General features: G+C 69.2%; 24 protein-coding genes. 12 read left to right on the top strand and 12 right to left on the bottom strand.

The genetic code is table 11. From position 1 onward, the window contains the following. Positions 1-3 precede the first annotated feature (3 nt). Positions 4-1,389, top strand: coding sequence for a glutamine synthetase family protein (locus tag ACK4S2_RS04155; protein WP_409620613.1), 1,386 nt, complete (start codon positions 4-6; stop codon positions 1,387-1,389). A gap of 15 nt (positions 1,390-1,404) precedes the next feature. Here the strand turns inward: ACK4S2_RS04155 and ACK4S2_RS04150 are convergent, their stop codons facing one another. The 9 genes from ACK4S2_RS04150 to dnaN all read right to left on the bottom strand — a co-directional run bounded on the left by ACK4S2_RS04150 (position 1,405) and on the right by dnaN (position 11,113). Further along, positions 1,405-2,028, bottom strand: coding sequence for a flavin reductase family protein (locus ACK4S2_RS04150; protein WP_409620611.1), 624 nt, complete (start codon positions 2,026-2,028; stop codon positions 1,405-1,407). Beyond that, positions 2,025-2,954 (bottom strand): carbon-nitrogen hydrolase family protein, encoded by a 930-nt coding sequence (locus ACK4S2_RS04145; RefSeq protein WP_409620609.1) that lies wholly within the window; start codon positions 2,952-2,954, stop codon positions 2,025-2,027. The genes ACK4S2_RS04150 and ACK4S2_RS04145 overlap by 4 nt, the downstream gene beginning before the upstream one ends. A gap of 87 nt (positions 2,955-3,041) precedes the next feature. Continuing rightward, entirely contained in the window at positions 3,042-3,962 is a 921-nt protein-coding gene (locus ACK4S2_RS04140; protein ID WP_409620607.1) for a fumarylacetoacetate hydrolase family protein, read from the bottom strand. Positions 3,963-3,969: 7 nt separating this feature from the next. After that, positions 3,970-5,088, bottom strand: a complete 1,119-nt coding sequence (locus ACK4S2_RS04135) for a cupin domain-containing protein (RefSeq protein ID WP_409620605.1) — start codon at positions 5,086-5,088, stop codon at positions 3,970-3,972. Between the two features lie 213 nt (positions 5,089-5,301). Beyond that, a complete protein-coding gene (gene gyrB, locus ACK4S2_RS04130; protein WP_409620603.1) occupies positions 5,302-7,746 on the bottom strand; it encodes a DNA topoisomerase (ATP-hydrolyzing) subunit B in 2,445 nt (814 codons plus the stop codon). 80 nt (positions 7,747-7,826) lie between these two features. Beyond that, entirely contained in the window at positions 7,827-8,447 is a 621-nt protein-coding gene (locus tag ACK4S2_RS04125) for a LysE family translocator (RefSeq protein WP_409620601.1), read from the bottom strand. After that, complete coding sequence (locus ACK4S2_RS04120; protein ID WP_409620599.1) at positions 8,444-8,869, bottom strand: VOC family protein; 426 nt, start codon at positions 8,867-8,869, stop codon at positions 8,444-8,446. The genes ACK4S2_RS04125 and ACK4S2_RS04120 overlap by 4 nt, the downstream gene beginning before the upstream one ends. Continuing rightward, on the bottom strand, positions 8,866-9,921 hold the full coding sequence (gene recF / locus ACK4S2_RS04115) for a DNA replication/repair protein RecF (protein WP_409620597.1): 1,056 nt from the start codon (positions 9,919-9,921) through the stop codon (positions 8,866-8,868). Before recF ends, ACK4S2_RS04120 begins: the two co-directional genes overlap by 4 nt. Before the next feature lie 73 nt (positions 9,922-9,994). Then, complete coding sequence (gene dnaN / locus ACK4S2_RS04110) at positions 9,995-11,113, bottom strand: DNA polymerase III subunit beta (RefSeq protein ID WP_409620595.1); 1,119 nt, start codon at positions 11,111-11,113, stop codon at positions 9,995-9,997. Positions 11,114-11,276: 163 nt separating this feature from the next. Here dnaN and ACK4S2_RS04105 point away from each other — a divergent pair, with 163 nt between their 5' ends. Further along, positions 11,277-12,038, top strand: coding sequence for a hypothetical protein (locus ACK4S2_RS04105; protein ID WP_409620593.1), 762 nt, complete (start codon positions 11,277-11,279; stop codon positions 12,036-12,038). Then, positions 12,035-13,000: a hypothetical protein gene (locus ACK4S2_RS04100; RefSeq protein ID WP_409620592.1), complete on the top strand. Its 966-nt coding sequence runs from the start codon at positions 12,035-12,037 to the stop codon at positions 12,998-13,000. The genes ACK4S2_RS04105 and ACK4S2_RS04100 overlap by 4 nt, the downstream gene beginning before the upstream one ends. 4 nt (positions 13,001-13,004) lie before the next feature. On the opposite strand, the gene ACK4S2_RS04095 is transcribed toward ACK4S2_RS04100, so the two are convergent. Next, a complete protein-coding gene (locus ACK4S2_RS04095; protein WP_409620590.1) occupies positions 13,005-13,991 on the bottom strand; it encodes a 2-hydroxyacid dehydrogenase in 987 nt (328 codons plus the stop codon). Positions 13,992-14,157: 166 nt separating this feature from the next. Here ACK4S2_RS04095 and ACK4S2_RS04090 point away from each other — a divergent pair, with 166 nt between their 5' ends. Further along, positions 14,158-14,721 carry an SH3 domain-containing protein gene (locus ACK4S2_RS04090; RefSeq protein ID WP_409620588.1) on the top strand — a complete coding sequence of 188 codons (564 nt, stop codon included), beginning with the start codon at positions 14,158-14,160 and terminating at the stop codon, positions 14,719-14,721. 67 nt (positions 14,722-14,788) lie between these two features. Next, a complete protein-coding gene (locus tag ACK4S2_RS04085; protein WP_409620586.1) occupies positions 14,789-15,673 on the top strand; it encodes a cation diffusion facilitator family transporter in 885 nt (294 codons plus the stop codon). Between the two features lie 6 nt (positions 15,674-15,679). Here ACK4S2_RS04085 and ACK4S2_RS04080 read toward each other — a convergent pair whose 3' ends face one another. Next, on the bottom strand, positions 15,680-16,696 hold the full coding sequence (locus tag ACK4S2_RS04080) for an NAD(P)/FAD-dependent oxidoreductase (protein ID WP_409620584.1): 1,017 nt from the start codon (positions 16,694-16,696) through the stop codon (positions 15,680-15,682). Between the two features lie 109 nt (positions 16,697-16,805). Between ACK4S2_RS04080 and mnmD the strand changes: the two genes are divergently transcribed. The 4 genes from mnmD to uvrB all read left to right on the top strand — a co-directional run bounded on the left by mnmD (position 16,806) and on the right by uvrB (position 21,486). Continuing rightward, the gene (gene mnmD / locus ACK4S2_RS04075) at positions 16,806-17,471 is read left to right on the top strand and encodes a tRNA (5-methylaminomethyl-2-thiouridine)(34)-methyltransferase MnmD (RefSeq protein ID WP_409620582.1); all 666 of its coding nucleotides are present in this window, start codon (positions 16,806-16,808) and stop codon (positions 17,469-17,471) included. A gap of 1 nt (position 17,472) precedes the next feature. Next, the gene (locus ACK4S2_RS04070) at positions 17,473-18,345 is read left to right on the top strand and encodes a DMT family transporter (RefSeq protein WP_409620580.1); all 873 of its coding nucleotides are present in this window, start codon (positions 17,473-17,475) and stop codon (positions 18,343-18,345) included. A 3-nt stretch (positions 18,346-18,348) separates the two neighbouring features. Continuing rightward, positions 18,349-19,233 carry a DMT family transporter gene (locus tag ACK4S2_RS04065; RefSeq protein ID WP_409620578.1) on the top strand — a complete coding sequence of 295 codons (885 nt, stop codon included), beginning with the start codon at positions 18,349-18,351 and terminating at the stop codon, positions 19,231-19,233. Positions 19,234-19,305: 72 nt separating this feature from the next. Continuing rightward, entirely contained in the window at positions 19,306-21,486 is a 2,181-nt protein-coding gene (gene uvrB / locus ACK4S2_RS04060) for an excinuclease ABC subunit UvrB (RefSeq protein WP_409620577.1), read from the top strand. Here the strand turns inward: uvrB and ACK4S2_RS04055 are convergent. Continuing rightward, complete coding sequence (locus ACK4S2_RS04055; RefSeq protein ID WP_409620575.1) at positions 21,483-22,112, bottom strand: hypothetical protein; 630 nt, start codon at positions 22,110-22,112, stop codon at positions 21,483-21,485. The two genes, uvrB and ACK4S2_RS04055, sit on opposite strands and share 4 nt — an antisense overlap. 94 nt (positions 22,113-22,206) lie before the next feature. Here ACK4S2_RS04055 and ACK4S2_RS04050 point away from each other — a divergent pair, with 94 nt between their 5' ends. The 3 genes from ACK4S2_RS04050 to ACK4S2_RS04040 all read left to right on the top strand — a co-directional run bounded on the left by ACK4S2_RS04050 (position 22,207) and on the right by ACK4S2_RS04040 (position 24,088). Then, positions 22,207-23,250 carry an aldo/keto reductase gene (locus ACK4S2_RS04050; protein WP_409620573.1) on the top strand — a complete coding sequence of 348 codons (1,044 nt, stop codon included), beginning with the start codon at positions 22,207-22,209 and terminating at the stop codon, positions 23,248-23,250. Further along, complete coding sequence (locus ACK4S2_RS04045) at positions 23,250-23,582, top strand: hypothetical protein (protein WP_409620571.1); 333 nt, start codon at positions 23,250-23,252, stop codon at positions 23,580-23,582. Before ACK4S2_RS04050 ends, ACK4S2_RS04045 begins: the two co-directional genes overlap by 1 nt. Before the next feature lie 71 nt (positions 23,583-23,653). Continuing rightward, a complete protein-coding gene (locus ACK4S2_RS04040; RefSeq protein WP_409620570.1) occupies positions 23,654-24,088 on the top strand; it encodes a lipocalin in 435 nt (144 codons plus the stop codon). Positions 24,089-24,147 lie beyond the last annotated feature (59 nt).

Raw genomic sequence — 24,147 nt, 5'->3', positions numbered from 1 at the left:
CCCATGACCACCTCTCCTTCCGGTTCCTCGGTCGCCGAGGCCGAGGCCTTTCTGGCCGCCCACCCCGATGTCGAGGCCATCGACATCGTGCTGCACGATGCCAACGGCATCGGGCGCGGCAAGATCATCCGGCGGCACGAGCTGCTGCCCTTTTACCGCTCGGGCCGGCATCTGCCGATTTCCATTCTCGGGCTCGACATCTGCGGCGAGGATGTGCACGAAACCGGCCTGATCTGGGATCAGGGCGATGGCGACCTGCGCGCCTGGCCGGTGCCGGGCACGCTGAAGCGGTTGCATGGCACCAACCCCGCGCGGGCCGAGGTGTTCATGTCGATGTATTCGCTGGACGGCGTGCCGATGGGGTCGGACCCGCGGCATGCACTGGCCCGGCAACTGGCCGCAATGGAAGCCGAAGGGATGCACCCCGCCGGCGCCTTCGAGCTGGAATTCTTTCTGCTGGCCAACGAACGCGACGGCAACGGCCGCGTGCAACCCGCCCGCGCGGTGCTGGATGGCCGTCCCTCCAGCAAGACCGAGGTCTATTCGGTCGATCACCTGCACGGCATGCAGCCGCTGTTCTCCGACATTTATGCGGCGGCAGAACTGGCCGGGGTGCAGGCCGAGACGATGATTTCGGAATATGCCCCCGGGCAATACGAGCTGACGCTGCATTACCGCACCAATGTGCTTCAGGCCGCCGACGACCTGTTCCGGCTGAAGCGCATCGTGCGGATGCAGGCGCGGCGCCACGGGGTGACCGCCTGCTTCATGGCCAAGCCGGTCGAGGATTATGCTGGCTCGGGCATGCATTTTCACGTCTCGCTGCAAGACCCCGCCGGACGCAACCTGTTCGTCGAGGCCAAAGAAGGCCGCTGGTCGCCCACGCTCCTGCATGCGCTGGGCGGGCTGATTGCGACGATGGGCGAATCGATGCTGGTCTTTGCGCCGCATGCCAACAGCTGGCGTCGCTTTGCCGCGCAAAGCTATGCGCCGGTGGCGCCGACCTGGGGGGTCAACAACCGCTCGGTCGCGCTGCGCATCCCGGCCGGCGACGTCCAGGCCCGGCGGATCGAACATCGGCCCGCCGGCGTGGACGCCAACCCCTATCTGGTGGGCGCCACGGTGCTGGCGGGTATCCGGCATGGGCTTGCGCACCGCATCGACCCGGGGCCGGAGGTCACCGGCAACGGCTATGATGCGCCGGGGTCCGACACCATTCCCCGCGACTGGCGCGAGGCGATCCGGGCGGCAACTGGATCGGCCTTTCTGAAAGCCGCGCTGGGCGAGGAAATGCACCGCACCTTTACCGCGATCAAGGCGGCGGAATATGCCCGGGTGGCGCGCACCATCGCCGATGTGGATTACGACCTGTATCTGCACACGGTCTGAACCGGGGGCGGCCGCTCAGGTCTTGGGCGGCCACACCGGACGGTCGAGCTGGAACAGGTCGGTGCTGCGGGCATACCAGCCCGCGCCATGCATCCGCGCAATCAACCCCAGCGCCGGCGTGTCGATATGGCCGCGCGGCCCGTCGATGACATAGGCATCGTCGATGTGCACCGCGAGGATCCGGCCGATCACCACCGTCTGGTGCGGCCCGGTAACGATGGTCGAAAGCGACACGCATTCGAAGCTGACCGGGCTTTCGGCGATGCGCGGGGCGCGGATATGGGTGCTCGGGGCCGGGGTCAGCCGGGCGAGGTCCAGTTCCGATACGTCGGGTGGCGCGTCGATGCAGGTCAGGTTCATCGCCTCGGCCAGCCGCTCGGGCACCAGGTTCACCACGAATTCCCCGGTATCGAGGATATTGCGCGCGGTATCCTTGTAGCCGCGCGCCGGGTCGGCCAGCAGCCCCAGCGCCAGGGTGGGCGGCGTATGCCCCATCGCGTTGAAAAAGCTGTAGGGGGCTGCGTTGACCACACCGGACTTGCCCAGCGTGGAAACCCAGGCGATCGGGCGCGGGGTGATGGTGGCGGTCATCAGCTTGTAGCCGATGCCCGGGCCCAGCTTGTCGTAATCGAACCTCATGCCCTGCGCACTGCGGGCTTGGGGTTGGTGTCCACCGTCAGCTGGAAGACATCGGGCCGGGCGTAATGCCCGGTGCAGTCGAAATCGTATTTGCCGCGCGCGATGTCGGCGGGGTCGAGCGTGGCGTAAAGCACGGTTTCGCCCGAGAAATCCGGCCCCGCAATCACCCGCCCCAAAGGCGAGACGATGGCCGAGCCACCGCGCATCATCACCGTTTCGGGGGCGTCGCCCAGGGCGCTTTCGTGATCGGGGCCATAGGCGGCGCGGGTGATGTGCTGGCAGGCGGTCAGCACGAAGCAGCGCCCTTCGAGCGCGATGTGCTGCATGGTGGCAATCCAGGTGTCGCGGTCGTCGGCGGTGGGGGCGCAATACAGGGTGACGCCCTGATGATACATGTGCATCCGCAGCGCCGGCATGTAGTTTTCCCAGCAGATCACCGCGCCGACGGTGCCGAAATCGGTTTCGAACACCGGCAGGGTAGACCCGTCGCCAAAGCCCCAGATCAGCCGCTCGCCCGCCGTGGGCATCAACTTGCGGTGCTTGCCGACCAGCCCCTTGGCGCCATCGAAATACAGCACCGTGCAATAGAGCGTGCCCTTGTCGCGCTCGATCACGCCGACCACGGCAAAGGCGCCGGTTTCGGCGGTGGCTTCGGTCAGGGCCGCAACCTCGGGCCCGTCAAGGTCGATGGCGGCGGCGTGGTAGCGCGCGAAAGCCTCGCGGCCTTCGGGCTTGCGCATGCCGATCGGCGCGCCGAAGCTGGCGCCCTTGGGGTAACCGCCGATCAATGCTTCGGGAAACACCACCAGCCGCGCGCCCTGGCCGGCCGCCTCGCGCAAGGTGGCCGCGGCCTTGCGCGCGGTGGCAAGGCTGTCGGTCGGGATCGAGGCGATCTGGGCGACGGCGACCTTGAAGGGGGCGTTCATGGTGCGGCTCCTGATGCGAGAGCGCCGGGGGCGCTGCCCCCGGACCCCCGGGATACTTGTGGACAGAAAATGAAGAAGGACGGCGCGTCAATCCCCCGAGACGTCGATCACGGGGTGGCGGATGGTGCCAATGCCTTCGACGCAGGCCACCACGGTATCGCCGGGCCAGAGCCATTCCTGCGGGGTGCGCCCGGCCCCGACGCCTTCCGGCGTGCCGGTGGCGATGATGTCGCCGGGTTCCAGCGTGATGACACGGGAAATGTCGGCGATCAGCTCGTCCACCTTGAACAGCATCTTTGCGGTGTTCGAGCGCTGCTTTTCCACGCCGTTCACCGTCAGCCACAGGTCAAGCGACTGCGGGTTTTCGATTTCGTCCGCGGTCACGATGCAGGGGCCGAAGGGGGCGAAACTGTCCATCCCCTTGGACACGATCCATTGCCCGGCGCGGCGGTTGTCGCGGGCCGAAACGTCGATCATCACCGAATAGCCGAAGACATGCGACAAGGCATCGGCCCGCGCCACCCGCGATGCGGTGGTGCCGATGATGGCGGCCAGTTCCACCTCCCAGTCCAGCTGGCGGGTGATGGTCTTGTCGTGGCGGATCGGCTCGCCCGGGCCGATGACGGCGGTCGGCGGCTTGGAAAAGATCACCGGCTGGCGCGGCAGGTCGGCCGAGGTATCGAGCGCCGCGGCACTTTCGGCGACGTGGTCCAGATAGTTCAGGCCGATGCCGAAGATGTTCTTGCGCGGCCGCGGAATGGGCGCCAGCAGGCGGACATTGGCCTGATGCGTGGCCGTGCCGGGGGGAAAGACGCCGTCGCATTCGCCCAGAATCGCCGCCAGCGCGTCGAGCCCCGGCTTGCCCAAGTCGATCAGCCCCAGCATGGAGTCGGGCAGCGGTTCGTCGAAGGCCGCACCGAGGCGGGCCACATCGACCACGTGATCGTGGCTGACGACACCAAGGCGGGCCGCCGCCTCGACCGAGGCGCGGTAGGTCACAAGTTTCATGGGTTCCTCACAAGATGGGCTGGTGGCCGCCGTTGTCGCCAAAGGCCTGTTCGCGGTAGAGCCCCAGCGCGCGCATCACCGGAATGTCCGACAGACAGAACAGGCAGGCGTCCTCGGTGGTGCTGGCATTGGCGTGTTCGTGCCAGGCCCAGGACGGCACGCAGAAGATGTCGCGCTCGGTCCAGTCAAAGCGTTTGCCGTTGATGATGCTGTATCCCGACCCTTTGGCGACGGTGTAAAGGTAGCTGCCGGTATGGCGGTGGGCCTTGGTCGCCTCGCCGGGGCGCAGCATCTGCATGCTGGCGCCCATGGTGCGCATGACGGGGCCGTTGGTGGCGGGGTTCACGTATTCCATCAGTACACCGTCGAAGGGCGAACCCTCGGTGCAGGCGGCATAGCGGCAAAGCGCCTCGTAGGTCGGCTCCCATTCGTATTTGAACATCGGGCTGTAGGGCTTGGACCACTGGGTCGAAGGCGTCAGCCCGGCGTTGCCCCAGGTCTTGGTCATGTCGTCGACCGTATAGGCAACCCCCTGGCTCAGGTCGGGGTGCACCTCGTAGAAGTTCGCCTCCATCGCATTGACGAAAGGAATGTCGAGGCAGTCCTGCCAGATCGAGGGCGACCCGTCGGCGGCGACGGCGTGTTCGTGCCAAGTGCCGTTCGGGGTCAGCACGAAGTCGTTGCGGCCCAGGGTCATCTTGTGGCCATCGACCACGGTATAGGCGCCCGCCCCTTCGAGGATGAAGCGCACCGCCGAGGCCGAATGCCGGTGGGCGCTGGCCGCTTCGCCCGGGTGCATGACCTGAAGGCCCGAGTAAAGCCAGCCCACCGCGGCCGCCACATCGTCGCGGCCCGGATTGCGCAGGTAGATCACCCGCCGCCCGGCCTTTTCCGGGGTCACCAGATCGACCGAGCGCAGCACATGCCCGCGCAGGTCGTTGTAGCGCCACAGCATCGGCACCGAGGTCGACTTCGGCTCCCAGGGTTCGATCTTGTTGGCCACCGTCCACAGCGCCCCGGCACCGAAACGGTCCAGGTCGTCGTAATAGGCCAGCAGTTCCGGCGTATCCTCGACATTCGCGCGGCCGGCGACATCTTCGCGGTGGTTCTCGTGCGGGCGGGCCATGGCTTCCTCCGTTCCGGGTTCGGGGCGGAGTGTGCGGTCAGCCGCCAGCAGATGCAACAGGATTTTCGAAAATCCTGCAGCGGAATCGCGCGGCGCCGCGCTGCCTTTCACCTTGCCCCAAATATCCCGGGGGGCAGGCGCAAGGCCAGCCAAGGCGCCACGATCAGGCAGGGGGGCAGCGCCCCCCTTTTCCGGGCGGCCCTTCGGCCCGCATCAGAAATCCAGATGCTCCACGCTCAGCGCGTTCTGCTGGATGAACTCGCGCCGCGGCTCCACCACATCGCCCATCAGCTTGGTAAAGATGTCGTCGGCCTCGGCCAGATCGTCGATCTTCACCTGCAGGAAGGTGCGCGCGTCGGGGTCGAGCGTGGTTTCCCACAGCTGTTCGGGGTTCATCTCGCCCAGGCCCTTGTAGCGTTGCAGCGTCAGGCCCTTTTCGCCTTCGGCCAGCACGGCGCGCAACAGGTCCAGCGGCCCCTGGATCGGGGTCTCGCGGTCCTTGCGGACCAGCCGGCTGCCGGCGCCATAGGCATCGCGGGTGCCGGCCGCCACCTGGGCCAGCCGCCGCGCCTCGCCGGATCGCAGCACGGCCCCGTCGAGGGTGCGAATCTCCTCCACCCCGCGCAGAACCCGCGCAAGGCGGATGCCGTGATCCTGGGTGATCCGCCCTTGCCAGCCGCGTTCGTATTCGACCGCCACGGCATCCAGCCGGGTTGCCACCCGGTCCGCGATCGCCTGCAGGTCGGTCTGCCCGGCGTCGAAGGCCCCGGCGATGGCGGCCTGTTCCAGGATCGTGCGCGGATAATGCGTCGGAAAGGCATCGAGGATGCGGCGGAACTGACGCGCCCCTTCGATCACCCGGTTCAGGTCGGCGCCGGCGATCTCCTCGCCGGTGCCCAGCCGCAGCACCGCGCCTTCGGTGCCCATGGCGATCAGATAGTCTTCCAGCGCGGCCTGATCCTTGAGGTAGACCTCGGACTTGCCGCGGCTGACCTTGTAGAGCGGCGGCTGCGCAATATACAGGTAGCCGCCTTCGATCAGCTGCGGCATCTGCCGGAAGAAGAACGTCAGCAACAGCGTTCGGATATGCGCGCCATCCACATCGGCGTCGGTCATGATGACGATCTTGTGGTAGCGCAGTTTCGAGATGTCGAATTCGTCGCGCCCGATCCCGGTGCCAAGCGCGGTGATCAGCGTGCCGATTTCCTGGCTGGCCAGCATCCGGTCGAACCGCGCGCGTTCCACGTTCAGGATCTTGCCGCGCAAGGGCAGCACCGCCTGGTTGGCGCGGCTGCGCCCTTGCTTGGCGCTGCCGCCGGCGCTGTCGCCCTCTACCAGGAAAAGCTCCGACTTTGCCGGGTCGCGTTCCTGGCAATCGGCCAGCTTGCCCGGCAGCGACGCCACGTCCAGCGCCGTCTTGCGCCGCGTCAGCTCGCGCGCCTTGCGCGCGGCCTCGCGCGCCAGCGCGGCCTCGATGATCTTGCCGACGATGATCTTGGCGGGGCCCGGGTTTTCCTCGAACCACTCGCCCAGCTTTTCGTTCACCAGGTTCTCGACCGCCGGGCGCACCTCGGAGCTGACCAGCTTGTCCTTGGTCTGGCTGGAGAATTTCGGGTCGGGCACCTTGACCGACAGCACGCAGGTCAGCCCTTCGCGCGCGTCGTCGCCGGTGAAATCCACCTTCTCGCGTTTGGCGATGCCCGAGGATTGCGCATAGGCGTTGATCGTGCGGGTCAGCGCGCTGCGGAACCCGGCCAGATGGGTGCCGCCATCGCGCTGCGGGATGTTGTTGGTAAAGGGCAGCACGTTTTCGTGGTAGGTATCGTTCCACCACATCGCCACTTCCACCCCGATGCCGTTCTTTTCGCCCAGCATGTAGATGGGTTCCGGCATGACCGGCGTCTTGGAGCGGTCGAGGTATTTCACGAATTCCTTGACGCCGCCCTCGTAGAACAGTTCGGTGCGCAAGGGTTCGGCCGGGCGCTCGTCCTCGAGGATGATGCGCACGCCCGAGTTCAGGAACGCAAGTTCCCGCAGCCGGGTTTCCAGCGTCTTGAAGCTGTAATCGAGGTTCGAGAACGTCCCGTCCGCCCGGTTGACCTTGCTGGAGGCCAGGAACCGCACTTCGGTGCCGCGCATGCCCGGCGCCGGGCCGACCGGATGCACATGCACCACGCATTCGCCGTTTTCGAAACGGGCGCGGTATTCGGTGTCGTTGCGCCAGACCGTCAGTTCCAGCCAGTCGGACAGCGCGTTCACGACCGAAACCCCGACCCCGTGCAACCCGCCCGAAACCTTGTAGGCGTTGCCGCCTTCGTCCGTGTTGTTGAACTTTCCGCCGGCGTGCAGCTGGGTCATGATGACCTCGGCGGCGCTGACGCCTTCTTCCTCGTGGATGTCCACCGGAATGCCGCGGCCGTTGTCGCGCACCGAAACCGAGGAATCGGCGTGAATCTTCACCTGCACCGCGGTGGCGTGGCCGGCCAGCGCCTCGTCGATGCCGTTGTCCACCACCTCGTAGACCATGTGGTGCAGGCCCGAGCCGTCATCGGTATCGCCGATGTACATGCCGGGGCGTTTGCGCACCGCCTCCAACCCTTTGAGAACCTTGATGGAATCGGCGCCGTACGAATCGGCTTTCCGCGCTGCTTCGGCCATGCCTGCCTTGTCCTTCACGTTGCCCGCGACTTATAGCGGCAAGCCCCGGGAATGTCACGCCTTGGCCACCATATTTGGGGTCAGGTGAACGGGATCACCAGCCCCACCAGCACCAGCAGCACGCCCGAGCCGATGTTCAGCCGCCGCACCGCCGCAGGGCTTTGCAGCAGCCGCCGCGCCCGGTCCAGAAACAGCGCAAGCCCCAGGTTCCCCAGCATCGGCACCAGCGCGGAAATGGCGAGGATCGCGGCGATGTCGGGGGCGGTGACGCGGCTCAGGTCGAAGAACCCCGGCAGAAACCCCATGTAGAACAGGATGGCCTTGGGGTTGCCGATCACTGCCGCGACCCCCACCGAAAACCCGGCCCAGATGCCGGGTCGCGTCAGGCGGCTGTCGGTGCCGGGGGCGGCCGCGGGCTTGCGGATCAACAGCACACCCATGGCCACGAACACCGCTGCCGCCACCCAGCGCAGCACCGCCAGCGCATCGCCATAAAGCGACAGCACCCAGGCCAGGCCCAGGATGGCGCAAAGCGGCCAGACCAGATCGCCCAGGGCGACGCCCACCGCCAGCGGCCAGGCCCCCGCCATGCCGCCCGACAGCGCCCGCGCCGTCAGCGCCACCCAGACCGGGCCGGGCACGGCCCACAGGCCGATCATGCCCAGCGTGTAAAGCAGCAACTGGTGCAGGGTCACAGTCATGGCAGGGTCAGGCTCCCATCTTCGCCCCGCGGCCAGAACGCGTTCTTCGCAACCTCCCGGACATGGCCATCGGGATCGGCCCGATCGCCCGAATAGCCGCCCCGGAACACCCGTTCCGGGGCCTTCGGCGCCGTGCCCCCGGCCGCCAGCGCGGCGGCAAAGGCCGCATCCACCTCGGCCGCGGTGGCAAGGTTCTGCGCCAGCGTCACCGCGCCCGCGCCCGGATCGGCCCCCGCGCGCCCCTGATCGGCAGCCAGTTCCGCGCGCCCGAACAGCGCCAGCACCGCGCCTTGCAACTGATGGAACGCCACCCCCGACTGGCTCAGCCCATGTTCCACCGAAGCCGGCCGGGCGAAGAATGTCCGCGCCGCCGCCCGATCGGCCAGACCCACGGTGATCAGGCTCACGCGCTGCGGGGTCATGCCGGCCTCACCACCGATGCGCCGCCCTCGTCGGCGACCGTCATCCTTTGCGCCCGCGTGCCCAGACTGTCAAACAGCGCTTCCTCGGTTCCGGTCAGAAAGGCCTGCACCCCCATGCCGCACAAGGTGTCAAACAGCGCCGCGCGCCGCCCCGGGTCCAGATGCGCCGCCACCTCGTCCAGCAGCACCAGGGGCGGGGCGCCGGTTTCGGCGGCCAGCGCGCGGGCATTGGCCAGCACCAGAGCGATCAGCAGCGCCTTCTGCTCGCCGGTGGAACACAGCGCCGCATCCATGCCCTTGGCCGCCCAGACCGCGCGCAGGTCGGCGCGGTGCGGCCCGGCCAGCGTGCGCCCCGCGGCCATGTCGCGCCGCCGCCCGTCCACCAGCGCCGCGGCCAGATCCGCAGCGCCTTCGCCCGGATCCAGCGACAAGGCAGCCACAGGAAAGGCCCCCTCCACCTGCGCGGCCATCAGCCGCTCCACCGTTGCGGCCCGCGCGGCGGTCAGTGCCGCCCCCGCCTCGGCCATCCGCGCCTCCAGCGCACCATACCAGCCCGCATCCGCGACCCCGTCGCGCAACAGCCGGTTGCGCTCGCGCATCGCGCGTTCATAGGCCAGCGCGGTTTCCGCATGGCCGGGGAAAAAGCTCAGCGCCAGCCGGTCCAGAAACCGCCGCCGCCCTTCGGGCGCCTCGATCCACAGCCGATCCATCGCCGGCACCAGCCAGACCACGCGCGCAATCCCTGCCAGCGCCGCCTGCGAGGCCGTCTTGCCGTCGATGCGCACCAGCCGCCCCGGCCCCTCGGCCCAGGTTTCCAGCTCGTGCCCGTCCAGCACCGCCGCCACCTTCCAGCCTGCGCCATCGGGCCGGCGCCCGATCTCCTCGGCCGCCGCACCGCGCAGACCGCGCCCGGGCGACAGCAACGACACCGCTTCCAGGATATTGGTCTTGCCCGCCCCGTTCGGCCCCCAGATCGCCACCGGCCGGCCGTCAAAGGCCAGACGCACCGCGCGGTGCGACCGGAACAGGGCAAGGCGCAATTCGGTCAACATGCCGTCTCCGGCTTTCACCTTGCCAAAATATCCTCGGGGGTGCGGGGGCAGACAGCCCCCGCGGCAACGCGGGTCACACCCGCATCGGCATCACGACATAGACCGCCGAATTGTCGTTGCCTTCGCGCATCAGCGTCGGGTCGCCCGAGGAGTTGAACAGGAACACCGCATTCTCGCGGTCCACCTGGCTGGCGATTTCCAGCAGGTATTTCGCGTTGAACCCGATTTCCAGCCGCTCGTCGCCATAGGCCACGACCAGTTCCTCCTCGGCCGCCCCCGAATCGGGCGCGTTGACCGACAGCACCAGCCGATCCTCGTCCAGGCTCAGCTTCACCGCCCGGCTTCGTTCGGACGAAACCGTTGCCACCCGGTCCACCGCCTTGGCAAAGTCGCCGGCGTCCACTTCCAGGCGCCGGCTGTTGGCGGTGGGGATGACGCGGGTGTAATCCGGGAAGGTGCCGTCGATCACCTTCGAGGTCAGCGTCACGCCGGGGGTTGCGAACCGCACCTTGGTTTCGCTGACCGACACGGCGATCTGCGCTTCGTCGTCGTCCAGCAGCTTGCGCAGCTCGCCCACGGTCTTGCGCGGCACGATCACGCCGGGCATTCCCTGCGCCCCTTCGGGCAGGGGCGCATCGATGCGCGCCAGGCGGTGCCCGTCGGTCGCCACGCAGCGCAACACCGGCCCGCCTTCGCCTTGCGCGGTGTGCATGTAGACGCCGTTCAGGTAATAACGGGTTTCCTCGGTGGAAATGGCGAACTTCGCCTTGTCGAACAGCCGGCGCAGCACCGGGGCCGGCGCCGAGAAGTTCGAGACGTATTCCGAGCTGGCCATCACCGGAAAATCCTCGCGCGGCAGCGTGGCGAGGTTGAAGGTCGATCGCCCGGCGTTGATGACGAGCCGGCCTTGCGTCGCCTCGTCGGTCAGGGTGACCAGCGCGCCATCGGGCAGCTTGCGCACGATCTCGTGCAGCATCACCGCCGAAACCGTGGTCGCCCCGGCGCGGTCCACATGGGCTACGGCCTTGTCCACCACCTCGATGTCCAGATCGGTGGCGCGGAACGACACGCCCGAGCCTTCGGCCTCGATCAGCACGTTGGCCAGAATCGGGATGGTGTTCCGGCGTTCGACCACCGACTGCGCCTGTGCCACGGCTTTCAGAAGCGTCGCGCGCTCGATGCTGAATTTCATACCGGAACTCCCTGTTCTTGCCCCGCGCGGAAACCGGCCCGTCAGGGAACCCGAAACTACCCGGATTCCTCGCGCAGGCAAGAGGGCGCGCGCGCGAAACCCGCACGGCGGTTGACTTTGCCGCCCTTTGCCGCGTCACTGGCACCGTTCCGGGGAAACCGCCGTGCCGACCGTTCTGATCCTTGTTGCCGCGGCAGCGGTATTCCTGGCGCCGCTGGCCGCCTCGCGGCTGACCTATCCCGAGGCGAGCCTGGCCGGCCTGCCCTTGCTGGGGCTGGCGCTGGTGATCGTGTCGGCGGTCGCGTCCCAGCGGCTGGCGCTGAACCGGGCGCGGCTTTCGGCGGCGCTGTTGCCCGAATCCTGGCTCAACGGTGTGCTGCAAGGGCGGTTCGCCGCCCTTCTGGCGGCGCTGGCACTGGCGGCCGTGGCCGTGCCGGTCATGGCCTGGACCGCGCTGTCGGCGACCCGGCCCGAGGCGCTGGTGCTGGCGGCGCTGTGCCTTGCCGGCGGGGTGGTCTGCCTTGGCGCCGGCGGCACCGCGGCGCGGCATTTCCGGCCCGCCTACGTGCGGGGCTGGACGGTGGCCCTGGCCACCTGGCTGCCGGCGGCCGTGTTCGTGCCGATCCTGGCCTGGGTCAACTGGGCAGTGGTGCAGCACCCGGTCGCCTATGCCGACATGGGGCTGCTGGAGGCGCTGCAATTCGGGCTGGACAGCGCGCCGGCCGCATCCGGCGCCGATGCCGCCCTGATGCGCGGGTTTCAGCTGGCCGAATCGCTCAAGCTCTGGCTGGTGCACCGTTTTGCCGGTTCCGCGGTGCCGGGGCTGGTCTACAGCCTGGATGCGGCCCTGGTCGGGCTGGTTTTCGTGCGCAGCTTCGTCGCGGTTCTCGATCTGGTGCGCCACATTGCAGGGAGAATCCGATGACCCGAACCGCAGCGCCGTCGCAGGGTTTTTCCCGCGGCTTCTGGGGCGTGATCCTGCTGATGGCCGCAACGGTGTTGCTGGCGCTGGCGGTGGCCGCCTTGCGTGGGCCCGCCCGGCACGCGGTCGAAGTCGAACCCGACGCGCTGCAGGAGATCCTGTCCGACGCTGCCGCCGAAACGGTGGACAAGGTGCGTGCCGAACATCTGGGGCCTGCCCTGGACCGGGTCTTTGCCCCGGTTCACGCGGCGGTTCCGGCCTATGCCGATTTCCATTATTCGGTGCCGGGCGAATATACCGAGCTGGCGAATGCCGCACTCGGGCAAGCATCGGCGGCGATTCTGGAAAAGATGTTCGCTGGCTTCGAAACCCGGCTGCAGGCCGAACTGACCGGACTGGACCAGAGGCTGGGCGAAACGTATGCGACCGTGCTGCAAGCCCGGCTGGACGAGCTGCGCGCCACGCTGAACGACCCCGACCTCGGTTTCGGGCCCTTGACCCAGGCCGCCATTGCCGATGCGCAAGACCGCTTCAAGGTGACGCTGCCGGTCAATCTGGTGGCCACCACGGCGGTGGCAGCCGGCGTGGCCAAGACGGCCTCGGCAGTGGTGGCCAAGAAGCTTGCCGCCAAGGTTGCCGCGAAATCGGCGGCCAAGGCGGCCGGCAAGATGGGCACTGTTCTGGCCGGCGCCGGCACCGGGGCGCTGGCCTGTTCCTGGGCGGGGCCTGCGGCGGTGCTGTGCGGTGCCGCAGGGGGCGTAGTGACCTGGATCGCCGTCGACAGCGCGGTGGTGCGGATCGACGCCTATTTCAACCGTGCCGATTTCGAACGCGACCTGGCCGAGATGGTCGATGCCTTGCGCGCCGACATCGAGGCAAAGGCGCTGGCGGCCCTGCAGCAAAAGGCGGCGGCCTTCGACGGCGCCACGGCGACCTTGCGCGAACAGGCCGGCGCGCGCCCCTGAGGGCCTATAGCAGCCCCGGCACCACCCGGTCCGGCGGGCGGTGGCCATCGGCAAAGGTCTTGATGTTCAGAATCACCTTTTCGCCCATTTCCACCCGGCCTTCGATGGTGGCCGAACCCATGTGCGGCAGCAGCACCACGTTGGGCAGTTCGCGCAAGGCCGGGTTCACCTCGTGCCCGTGTTCGTAAACGTCCAGCCCTGCGCCGCCGATCTCTCCGGCTTTCAGGCCGCGGACCAGGGCGTTTTCGTCGATCACCTCGCCGCGGCTGGTGTTCACGATGACCGCCGTCGGTTTCAGCAGCTTCAGCCGCCGGGCGTTCAGCAGGTGGAACGTGCTGGGCGTGTGCGGGCAGTTGACCGAAATCACATCCATCCGCGCCAGCATCTGATCGAGGCTTTCCCAGTAGGTCGCCTCCACCTCGGCCTCGGTTTCGGGGCGCAGCCGGCGGCGGTTGTGGTAATGGATCTGCATGCCGAACGCCCGCGCCCGCCGCGCCACCGCCAGGCCCACGCGCCCCATGCCCAGAATGCCCAGCCGTCGCCCGCCCACGCGGTGGCCCAGGTTCGCCATCGGCGCCCAGCCTTTCCATTGCCCACCGGCCATTTCGGCCATGCCTTGCGGAATGCGCCGAAGCACGCTCAGAATCAACGCCATGGTCATGTCGGCGGTGTCTTCCGACAACACGCCCGGCGTGTTCGACACGATGATCCCGCGACTGCGCGCGGTGGCCACGTCGATATGGTCGACCCCGGCGCCGTAGCTGGCGATCAGCTTCAGCCGTTCGCCGGCCTGGGCCAGCATGCCGGCGTCGATCTGGTCGGTCACGCAAGGCACCAGCACATCGGCGGTCTTCATTGCGGCCAGCAGTTCGTCGCGGGTCATGGGCACGTCGGGGTCGCGCAAGGACACGTCGAACAGTTCGGTCATGCGGGTCTCGACCGCCTCGGGCAACCGTCGCGTCACGACAACACTCAGCCTTTTCGCGGGCATGGTCTTCCTCCCTGCACTTCCAAACCGTGGCCTTCGGTGGCAAGGTGGCGCAAGCGCGCGGCCGGCACAAGCACCCCGCAGCGCGCCCGAGCAACAGCGCGGCAAAAAGACCGCGAAACCCCGAGGATGGCCGCGCCCCCGTGGCGCCCCAACACAGGCAGACCCGATGCGACAGGCGATGTTCGCGCTGATGACGATGGCATGGGCAGGGTTCGCCGGCGGCGTCGCGCCGGCGCAGACGGTCGAGGAACCGCCCGCGGTTCCGGCTGCCGCCCGCCCTGCGGGCAAGGACTGCCCGCCCGGGCTGGGCTGCGTCACGCGCCGCCCGCTGCCGCGCTACGTGTCGCTGAAAGGGGCCGAGGCGCGCGCCCGCCGCGGCCCCGGCGCCGACCACCGCGTCGACTGGATCTACCAGCGCCCCGGGCTGCCTTTGAAGGTGACGGCGGAATACGAAAACTGGCGCCGGGTCGAGGATGCCGAAGGCGTCGGCGGCTGGATGCACTATGCCCTGCTGTCGCCCACCCGCACCGCGATGGTGGTGCAGGATCTGGCCGAGCTGCGATCCGCGCCCGATCCGGGCGCCGCCGTGCTGGCCCGGGCCGAAACCGGCGTGATCGCGCGCATTCACGAATGCCGCCCCGACTGGTGCCGCATCAGCCGCGACGGTTTGCGCGGATGGGTGCCGAAAACCGCGCTCTGGGGCGTCGATCCGCAGGAAACCTTCGATTGAAACTTGCCCGACTCGCGGCATCATGGCATGGGGCGCGTCCCTTCCTGTCCCATGCCGGAGCCGTGTCATGGCCCATGTCGATCTGCACGCCCTGAACCGCTCGGCTGCCGTCGCTTCGGTGACCGTGGCGGTGGTGTTGGTGGCGGTCAAGCTGTGGGCGCTGTGGGCCACCGGGGCCTTGTCCGTGGCGGCCTCGCTGGCGGATTCGGCGATGGATGTGATGATGTCGCTGGCCGCGATGGCGGCAATCGGTTATGCCGCACGGCCCGCCGACGACGACCACCATTTCGGCCACACCTCGGTGGAGGATCTGACGGCGCTGGCGCAGTCGCTGTTCCTGGCGGTGGTGGCCGCGGGGCTGATCTGGCAGGCCGTCGCCCGACTGGTGGCGCCCGAGCCGCCGCGGATGGGGTCCGAGGGGCCGGGTCTGGTGGCGATGGGGCTGTCCATCGTGCTTACCCTGGCGCTGGTGGCCTGGCAAGGGCGCGTGGCCAGGCTGACCGGCAACCGCGTGATCGCGGCCGACCGTCTGCATTACATGGCCGACCTGCTGCCGGCACTGGGGGCCATTGCGGCGCTGGCGGCCTCGCACCTGTGGGGGGTCTGGCAGCTGGATGCGGTGGTGGCGATGGTGGCGGCGGTCGTGCTGGCGCGCGGGGCGCTGACCATCGGGCGCGGTGCCTGGGATGCGCTGATGGACCGGCGCGCCGACCCGGCCATCGTCGAGGGCATCGGGCGCATCGCCGGCAGCTGGCCCGGCGTGCGCGGCTGGCACGACCTGAAGACCCGCACCGCCGGCAGCCGGATCTTCGTGCACCTGCACATCGAACTCGATGGCGACCAGACCCTGCGCGAGGCGCATGCCATCGGTGCCGGCCTGCGCCGCGCGATCATCGAGGCCTATCCGCAGGCCGATGTCATCATCCACAAGGATGTGGTGCGCGAAACCTGATCGGGTTCAGCCCAGACGCCAAGGCGCGGGCAGCGCATCGCGGCCGTCCAGCACGAGGTCGGCCATCAGCTGCGCGGCCAGCGGCGCCATTGCAAAGCCGGTCTTGAACCCGCCGTTGGCGACGTAATGCCCGGGCCGGCCGGGCCATGCCCCCAGCACCAGCGTGCGGCTGGCGCTGCGCGGGCGTTCGCCGGCCCAGCGGGCCACGACCGGCGCCGCGGCCAGCACGGGCCACAGTGCCACCGCGCGGGCATGCAGCGCGTCAAGCTGTGCATCGGTGCTGTCGGGCCGGTCGTAGTCGCGCTCCGAGGTGGAGCCGACCGCCACGGTGCCATCGGCATGCGGCACGACATGCAGGCCGGGGGCATAAAGCTGCGGCGCTTCGGGGGCGGCGTGCCGCAGGGCCAGCGCCTGGCCCTTTTCGCCGCGCCCGACATCGCGGCCGAGCGCGGCGCCAAGGTCGCGCAGCCCAGCCGCGCCGGTGGCCCAGACCACCGGCCCCTTCGCGGGCCCGTCCTGCGCCACGACGCCGCCGCGAGCCCGGATCGCCGCCACCAGCGCGGCCAGCGCCCGGCGCGGGTGCAGCCGGGCGCTCAGCGTGTCTTCGGCGACCAGTCCCGAGGGGCTGACGGGGTCGCCCGCCTGTGCGGGCCGCACCTGCCAATGGCCGGCGCCTTGCCACAGCGCTGCGGCGCCTTCGGCCCGGGCGCGGGCCTGCGCCACGGCGCGGGCATCGGGCAGGGGCTGCACCCGGCCGGTGCGGCCGAAGCCGGCAGAAAGCCCGCCGGCCGCCTCGACCCCGGCCCACCAGTCGGGGGCCAGCATCAGCGCTTGCAGTTGCAGCGCCTTGGCGGGGGTCCAGGCCTCGGGCGCGTGGGGGGCCAGCGCCCCCACCAGCCCGCCCGAGGCACCCGCGCCGGGCCCTGCCGGGTCGATCACCTGCACCCGGGCGCCGCGGCGCGCTGCCTCCCACCCGAGCGAGAGGCCGAAGATGCCGGCGCCCATCACGGTGATGTCCTGCATGGCTTGCCTTTCGCCTGGCGCAACCCGAAAAGAGGGGGGCGCCGCCCCCCGCCGCCCAAGGCGGCGCCCCCCGGGATATTTGCGGCAAGGTGAAGGGGCAAGAGGCCGCATGCCGCAGGATGCGCTGGACTGGACAGGCGAGGGCGTGCCCGTGGCGCGCCGGTTCGACGACCCGTATTTTTCGCTGGGCAACGGGCTGGCGGAAACGCGGCACGTGTTTCTGGCGGGCAACGGGTTGCCTGGGCGGTTCCGGCTGGGGTTCCACATAGCCGAACTGGGCTTCGGCACCGGATTGAACATGCTGGCCGCGCTGATCGCGTGGCGCGCGGCCGGGGTCGCGGGGCCGCTGCGGTTTACCAGTTTCGAGGCCTGGCCGCTGCCTGCCCCCGACATCGCCCGGGCTCTGGCGCTGTTCCCCGAGGCAGAGGCGGTGGCAGGGCCGTTCCTGGAGCAATGGGCCGCGGGGGCAAGGCACATCCGGGCCGAAGGGCTGGAGGCCGAGGTGATCGTGGGCGACGTGCGCCAGACCTTGCCGGCCTGGCCCGGGCGCGCCGACGCCTGGTTCCTGGACGGGTTTTCCCCCGCGAAGAACCCCGAGATCTGGGGCGCGGCGCTGATGGCCGAGGTGGCGGCCCATACGGCGCCCGGCGGCACCTTCGCCACCTATACCGCCGCCGGACATGTGCGCAGGGCCTTGCAGGCGGCGGGGTTTCAGGTCACCCGTTCGGCGGGATTCGGGGCCAAGCGGCACATGAGCGCAGGCAGGCTGGGGTGACATGACCGCTGCGGACAATCGTGCAGGCATCTGGCTGATGATCGGGGCCGTGGCCAGCTTTACCGTGCAGGACGGGCTTTCGCGGCACCTGGCCGGGGAATACACCGTCTGGCAGACCATCATGATCCGCTACTGGTTCTTTGCTGCCTTCGTGCTGGTGCTGGGCTGGCGCCAGCCGCAAGGGTTGCGCAAGGCGGTGGCCACGGTGCGACCCGGGCTGCACCTGGCGCGCGCCAGCCTGCACATTGCGGAAATCTGCGTCATCGTGGCCAGCTTCACGCTGATCGGCCTCATCAACACCCATGCGTTGTTCGCGGTCTGCCCGCTGATGATCGCCGCCTTGTCGGGCCCGGTGCTGGGCGAAAAGGTGGGGCTCGCGCGCTGGCTGGCCATCGGGGCGGGGTTCTGCGGCATCCTGGTGATCCTGCGGCCGGGGTCGGACCTGTTCACCCCGCTGGCGGTGCTGCCGCTGGCCTCGGCGGCGCTGTTTGCGCTGTATTCCGTGCTGACCCGGCTGGCCACGCGGGCCGAGCCGACCTTCGTGGCCTTCTTCTGGTCGGGCATCCTCGGCTGCGTGCTGATGACGGCAATCGGGATCTGGTTCTGGGAACCGATGCCGCTGGACGACTGGGGCCTGACGCTGGCCAACGGGGCCTTTGCCATCCTGTCGAACTGGCTCATCATCCGCTGCTACACCCGGGCCGAGGCGAATGTGGTGCAGCCCTTTGCCTATCTGCAACTGGTGTTCGTGATGGGCATGGGGGTGGCGGTGTTCGGCGAGCCGCTGGAGGCGCCGGTGGTGATCGGGGCGGCGATCGTGGTTGCGGCGGGGCTGGTCACGCTGTTGCGCCTGCCGGCACGCAAGGAGGCATAGGACATGGCGGTTCAGAACACCCGGCTGGGCATCTGGCTTATGGTTGCGACCACCGCGGTCTTTGCCGCGCAGGACGGCATTTCGCGCCACCTGGCCAGCGAATACAACGTGCTGATGGTGGTGATGATCCGCTACTGGTTCTTTGCCGCCTTCGTCATCGCGCTTGCGGCGCGCGCGCCGGGGGGCTTGCGGGCGGCGGTTTCCAGCCGGTATCCGTGGTTGCAGGTCGGGCGCGGGGTGTTGCTGGCGCTGGAAATCTGCGTCGCGGTGCTGTCCTTCGCCACGCTGGGGCTGGTGGAAAGCCACGCGATCTTTGCCGTCTATCCGCTGCTGATCGCCGCCTTGTCGGGCCCGGTGCTGGGCGAGCGGGTGGGCTGGCGGCGCTGGACGGCCATTGCCATCGGCTTTGCCGGCGTGCTGGTCATCCTGCAACCGGGGCAGGGGGTGTTTTCGCCCTTTGCGCTGGTGCCGGTGGGCGCGGCCTTCATGTTCGCGCTCTATGGTCTGCTCACGCGCTATGTCGGGCGACACGACAGCTCGTCCGTCAGCCTGTTCTGGACCGGCACCGCCGGCGCGGTGGTGATGACCCTGATCGGCATCTGGTATTGGGAGCCGATGCGCGCCCCCGACTGGGGCTGGATGACGGTGCTGTGCTGCACCGGAATCCTGGGCCACTGGCTGATGATCCGCGCCTACGAGGTGGCCGAGGCCAGCGCCGTGCAGCCCTTTGCCTATCTGCAACTGGCCTTCGCCTCGGTGCTGGGGGTCGTGCTGTTTGCCGAGGTGCTGCGCCCCAACGTGATGCTGGGCACGGCCATCGTCGTCGGCGCCGGGGTCTTTACCCTGATCCGGGCGCGCAAGGTGGAACAGGCGCGCAAGCAGCCGTGACAGGGCGCCGCGCTGTCGCCCCTTGAACGGGAACAAAAAGCGACCGACCTTGGGCGCCGAAGGGAATCGTCCATGCCGCACAACAACACCAACGCGCCTGCCCCCCGCCCCGATGTGCTGACCCGCCCCAAGCTGGAAGGCGGGCGGCGTTTCGTCATGCACAGCCCCTTTCAGCCGGCGGGCGACCAACCCACCGCCATTGCCGAGCTTTCCGCCGGGATCCTGGCCGGCGAACAGAACCAGGTGCTGCTGGGCGCCACCGGCACCGGCAAGACCTTCACCATGGCCAAGGTGATCGAGGCCACCCAGCGCCCCGCGATCATCCTGGCGCCCAACAAGACGCTGGCGGCGCAGCTATATGGCGAATTCAAGGGGTTCTTTCCCGAAAACGCGGTCGAATACTTCGTCAGCTACTACGATTACTACCAGCCCGAGGCCTACGTCCCGCGCACCGATACCTTCATCGAGAAGGAAAGCCAGATCAACGAACAGATCGACCGGATGCGCCACTCGGCCACCCGGGCGCTTCTGGAACGCGACGATGTCATCATCGTGGCCTCGGTGTCGTGCATCTACGGCATCGGGTCGGTGGAAACCTATTCGGCCATGACGCAGGACATGGCGGTGGGCCAGCTTTACGACCAGCGCAAGTTCATCAACGAACTGGTGGCCCAGGCCTATCGTCGCAACGATGCCGGGTTCCAGCGCGGGGCGTTCCGCGTGCGCGGCGATGTGGTCGAGCTGTGGCCCGCCCACCTCGAAGACCGCGCCTGGCGGTTTTCGTTCTTTGGCGAGGAGCTGGAGGCGATCACCGAATTCGATCCGCTGACCGGGGCCAGGACCGACACCTTCGACAAGATCCGCATCTATGCCAACAGCCACTACGTCACCCCGCGCCCGACGCTGCAACAGGCGATCAAGGGCATCCGGGCCGAGCTGCACCAGCGGCTGAAGCAACTGACCGAGGAAGGCAAGCTGCTGGAGGCGCAGCGGCTGGAACAGCGCACCAACTTCGATCTGGAAATGCTGGAGGCCACCGGCGTCTGCAACGGAATCGAGAACTATTCGCGCTATCTCACGGGGCGGGCGCCGGGCGAGCCGCCGCCCACGCTGTTCGAGTTCATCCCCGACCATGCCATTGTCTTTGCCGACGAATCCCACGTGTCGGTGCCGCAGATCGGCGGCATGTACAAAGGCGACTTCCGGCGCAAGTTCACGCTGGCCGAACACGGGTTCCGCCTGCCCAGCTGCATGGACAACCGCCCCCTGAAGTTCGAGGAATGGGACGCGATGCGCCCGCAATCGGTGTTCGTGTCGGCCACCCCGGCGAAATGGGAAATGGAACAGGCCGGCGGCGTGTTCGCCGAACAGGTCATCCGCCCCACCGGCCTGCTGGACCCCGAGGTGGAAATCCGCCCCGTCAAGACCCAGGTGGACGACCTGCTGGACGAGGTAAGGCGCGTCGCCGCCCGCGGCCTGCGCGTGCTGGTCACCACGCTGACCAAGCGCATGGCCGAGGATCTGACCGAATACCTGCACGAACAGGGCGTGCGCGTGCGCTACATGCACTCCGACATCGACACCATCGAACGCATCGAGATCCTGCGCGACCTGCGGCTCGGGGCCTTCGACGTGCTCATCGGCATCAACCTGCTGCGCGAGGGGCTGGATATCCCCGAATGCGGGCTGGTGGCGATTCTGGATGCGGACAAGGAAGGGTTCCTGCGCAGCGAAACCTCGCTGATCCAGACCATCGGGCGGGCGGCGCGCAACGCCGAAGGCCGCGTCATCATGTATGCCGACAGCATCACCGGCAGCATGGAACGCGCGCTGGCCGAAACCAACCGGCGCCGCGAAAAGCAGATGGCCTACAACCGCGAGCACGGCATCACCCCCGCCACGGTCAGGAAGAACGTCGAGGATGTGCTGGCCGGCCTGTGGCAAGGCGACACCGACATGTCGCGCGTCACCGCCAAGGTGGAAAAGCCGATGGTCGGCGCCAATCTGGCCGCGCATCTGGAAGGCTTGCGGGTGCAGATGCGCAAGGCCGCCGAGAACCTGGAGTTCGAGGAGGCCGCCCGCCTGCGCGACGAAATCAAGCGGCTGGAGGCCGTGGAACTGGCCATCGCCGACGATCCGCTGGCCCGCCAGTCGGTCGTGGAGGAGGCGGTGGAAGAAGCGCAGCGCATGAAGGGCCGCTCCACCGCCGGCCGCCCGGGCCAGCGCGGCGGGGTGAAACGCCGCGGCCGCTAGGGCGCGCGCGCCTCGTCCTGCCCGGTGTTCGGCTGCACCGCCGCGGCCCCTTCGGCGCGGTCGCTGCGCAGCCCGCCCGGCCCCGGCCGCAACCGCAGGCGCAGCTCGGGCGCCATGCGGGCGCGCAGCCGGTGCGCCAGCCAGCCGCCGCCCGGCTCGGGCGACAGGTGCCAGCGGCTTTCCACCCCCGCAGCCCCGCCTGTGCCCGGCGTCAGCAGCAGCCCCAGCGCCCGCCCGCCGCCGGCCTCGGCCGCCAGATGCAGGCGGCGCACCGGCGTCAGCCCCGGCGGTTCGGCCAGTTCGGCCACCGCCAGCGCCACTGCCCCCGACCGCAGGCTTTCTTCCACCACCCACAGCAGGTCGGCAGGGCTGCGCCCACGCGCCAGCACGATGCGCCCCGGGTCGCAGAACGCGGCCAGACCGGGGGGATACAGCCGGTCGCGGTCCCACGCGGGCTGGGCCCAGACCACCGGCCCGCCCGTCGCCCCCGCCAGCATGGCCGCCAGCACCCGGCGCGCGCGGCCGCAGGCTTCGTGCACCCGACCGGGGCGAAAGCCGATACCCTCGGCCAGCACGATATCGGGCCGGGCAGGCAGGCCCGGCAGCGGGGAAGGATGAGTCGTCATGCCCGCATGGTGCCATGTTCCTTTTTCGTTCTCAACTGCCTGCTTGCCCCCGGCGCCATCATGGCTAGTCTGCGCCCACGCAAAGGAGACCGCCATGCAGAAACTGCCGCTTGGCCGCACCGGCATCCAGGTCAGCGAATTGTGCCTGGGCAGCATGACCTGGGGCAGCCAGAACACCGAAGCCGAGGCCCATGCCCAGATCGACATGGCGATGGACCACGGCATCAACTTTCTCGACACGGCCGAGATGTATCCGACCAACCCGGTGCGCCCCGAAACCGTCGGCCGCACCGAGGAAATCATCGGCGCCTGGCTGGCGGCGCGCCGGCGGCGCGACGGGCTGGTGATCGCCACCAAGATCACCGGCGTCGGGCAACCTGCGGTCCGCGGGGGCGAGCCGATCACCGCCGCCAACCTGCGCGCCTGCGTCGAGGATTCGCTGCGCCGCCTGCGCACCGAGGTGATCGACCTCTACCAGCTGCACTGGCCCAACCGCGGCGGCTATCATTTCCGCCGCAACTGGACCTACGACCCCACCGGCCAGGACCGCGCCGCCACCATCGCCCACATGCAGGACGTGCTGGTCGAGGCCGGCAAGCTGGTCGGCGAAGGCAAGATCCGCGCCTTCGGCCTGTCGAACGAAACCGCCTGGGGCACGGCGCAATGGCTGCGGCTGTCGGACCTGAACGGCTGGCCCCGCGTGGCCTCGGTGCAGAACGAATATTCGCTGCTGTGCCGCCATTTCGATACCGACATGGCCGAGCTTTGCCACAACGAGGACGTGACGCTGCTGGCCTTTTCGCCGCTGGCTGCGGGGCTCTTGTCGGGCAAGTATGCCGGCGACGTCACCCCCGACCGCACCCGCCGCGCGGCCACGCCCGACCTGGGCGGGCGCATCACGCCGCAGGTGTTTCCGGCGGTTGCGGCCTATCTGGGGGTCGCGGCGGCGCATGGGCTGGACCCGTGCCAGATGGCGCTGGCCTTCGTGCGCTCGCGTCCGGTGCCGACCATCCCGATCATCGGCGCCACCAGCCTGGCGCAGCTGCGCACCAACCTCGGCGCCGCCGGCCTGGTGCTGAGCGCCGAGGTGCAGGCCGACCTGGCCGCGGTGCGCCGCGATCACCCGATGCCGTTCTGATGCGGGCGGCGTCGGTCCTGCTGCTGGCCGTTCTGGCGCTGGCTGCCTGCCGCGAGGAGGCGCCCAAGCCCGAGCCGCTGTTGCCCGACCTGCTGCAACAGGCGACGCAGGATTGCGCCCGCACGGGCGGGCGCATGGTCAAGGCCGGCATCGCCGGCGCCATGACCTGTATCCGCGAGACGCGCGATTCCGGCAAGCAATGCCGCAGGGCCGGCGACTGCGAAGGCGATTGCCTGGCGCGCAGCGGCACCTGCGCCCCGGTGGTGCCGCTGTTCGGGTGCCACGAGATCCTGATGGATCAGGGCCAGAAGGCCGTGCTGTGCCGCGATTGACCCGCGCCTTCGCCGGGTTTTGCACCCTCCTGCTGGTTGCCGCCTGCGCCGGGCCGGCACCGCGGGCCCTGATGCGCGATCCGGCCGTGCCGGTGCGGTCGCTGGCCGCGTTCGACCTCGGCCGCCTCGCGGGCGACTGGGCCGAGGTGGCGCATCTGGCCCCTCCCGGAACCGCCCCCTGCGCGCCCGGGCGGGTTTCCGTGCGCCCCGAAGGGGCGGCGCTGCGGCTGGACGGGGTGCTGTGCCTGGGCGGCGTGGCGCGCCCGCTGGCGGCGCAGGCGGTGCCGGCCGGGCCGGGGCGGCTGGCGGTTTCGGGCCTTGCCGAACCCTGGTGGCTGATCTGGGCCGACGATGGCGCCCGCACCGCCGTGCTGGCGGCACCCTCGGGCGCCTTTGCCGTGGTGCTGGACCGCGGCCGCATCGCCCCCGACCGGCTGGCGGCCGCGCGCCAGGTGCTGGCCTTCAACGGTTACGCCGTTTCGGCCTTGCGCCAGGCGGGGCAGTAGGGCCGGGGGCAGGGAGGGGGCGCCGGCAGCGGGGGCATCGAACCCCCGCCGCCGGCCGC

It is taken from the genome of Gemmobacter sp. (assembly GCF_046292685.1).
Lineage (GTDB): Bacteria > Pseudomonadota > Alphaproteobacteria > Rhodobacterales > Rhodobacteraceae > Wagnerdoeblera.
The sequence above is the reverse complement of the archived record's forward strand: the minus strand, read 5'-3'. Positions and strand labels throughout refer to the sequence as shown.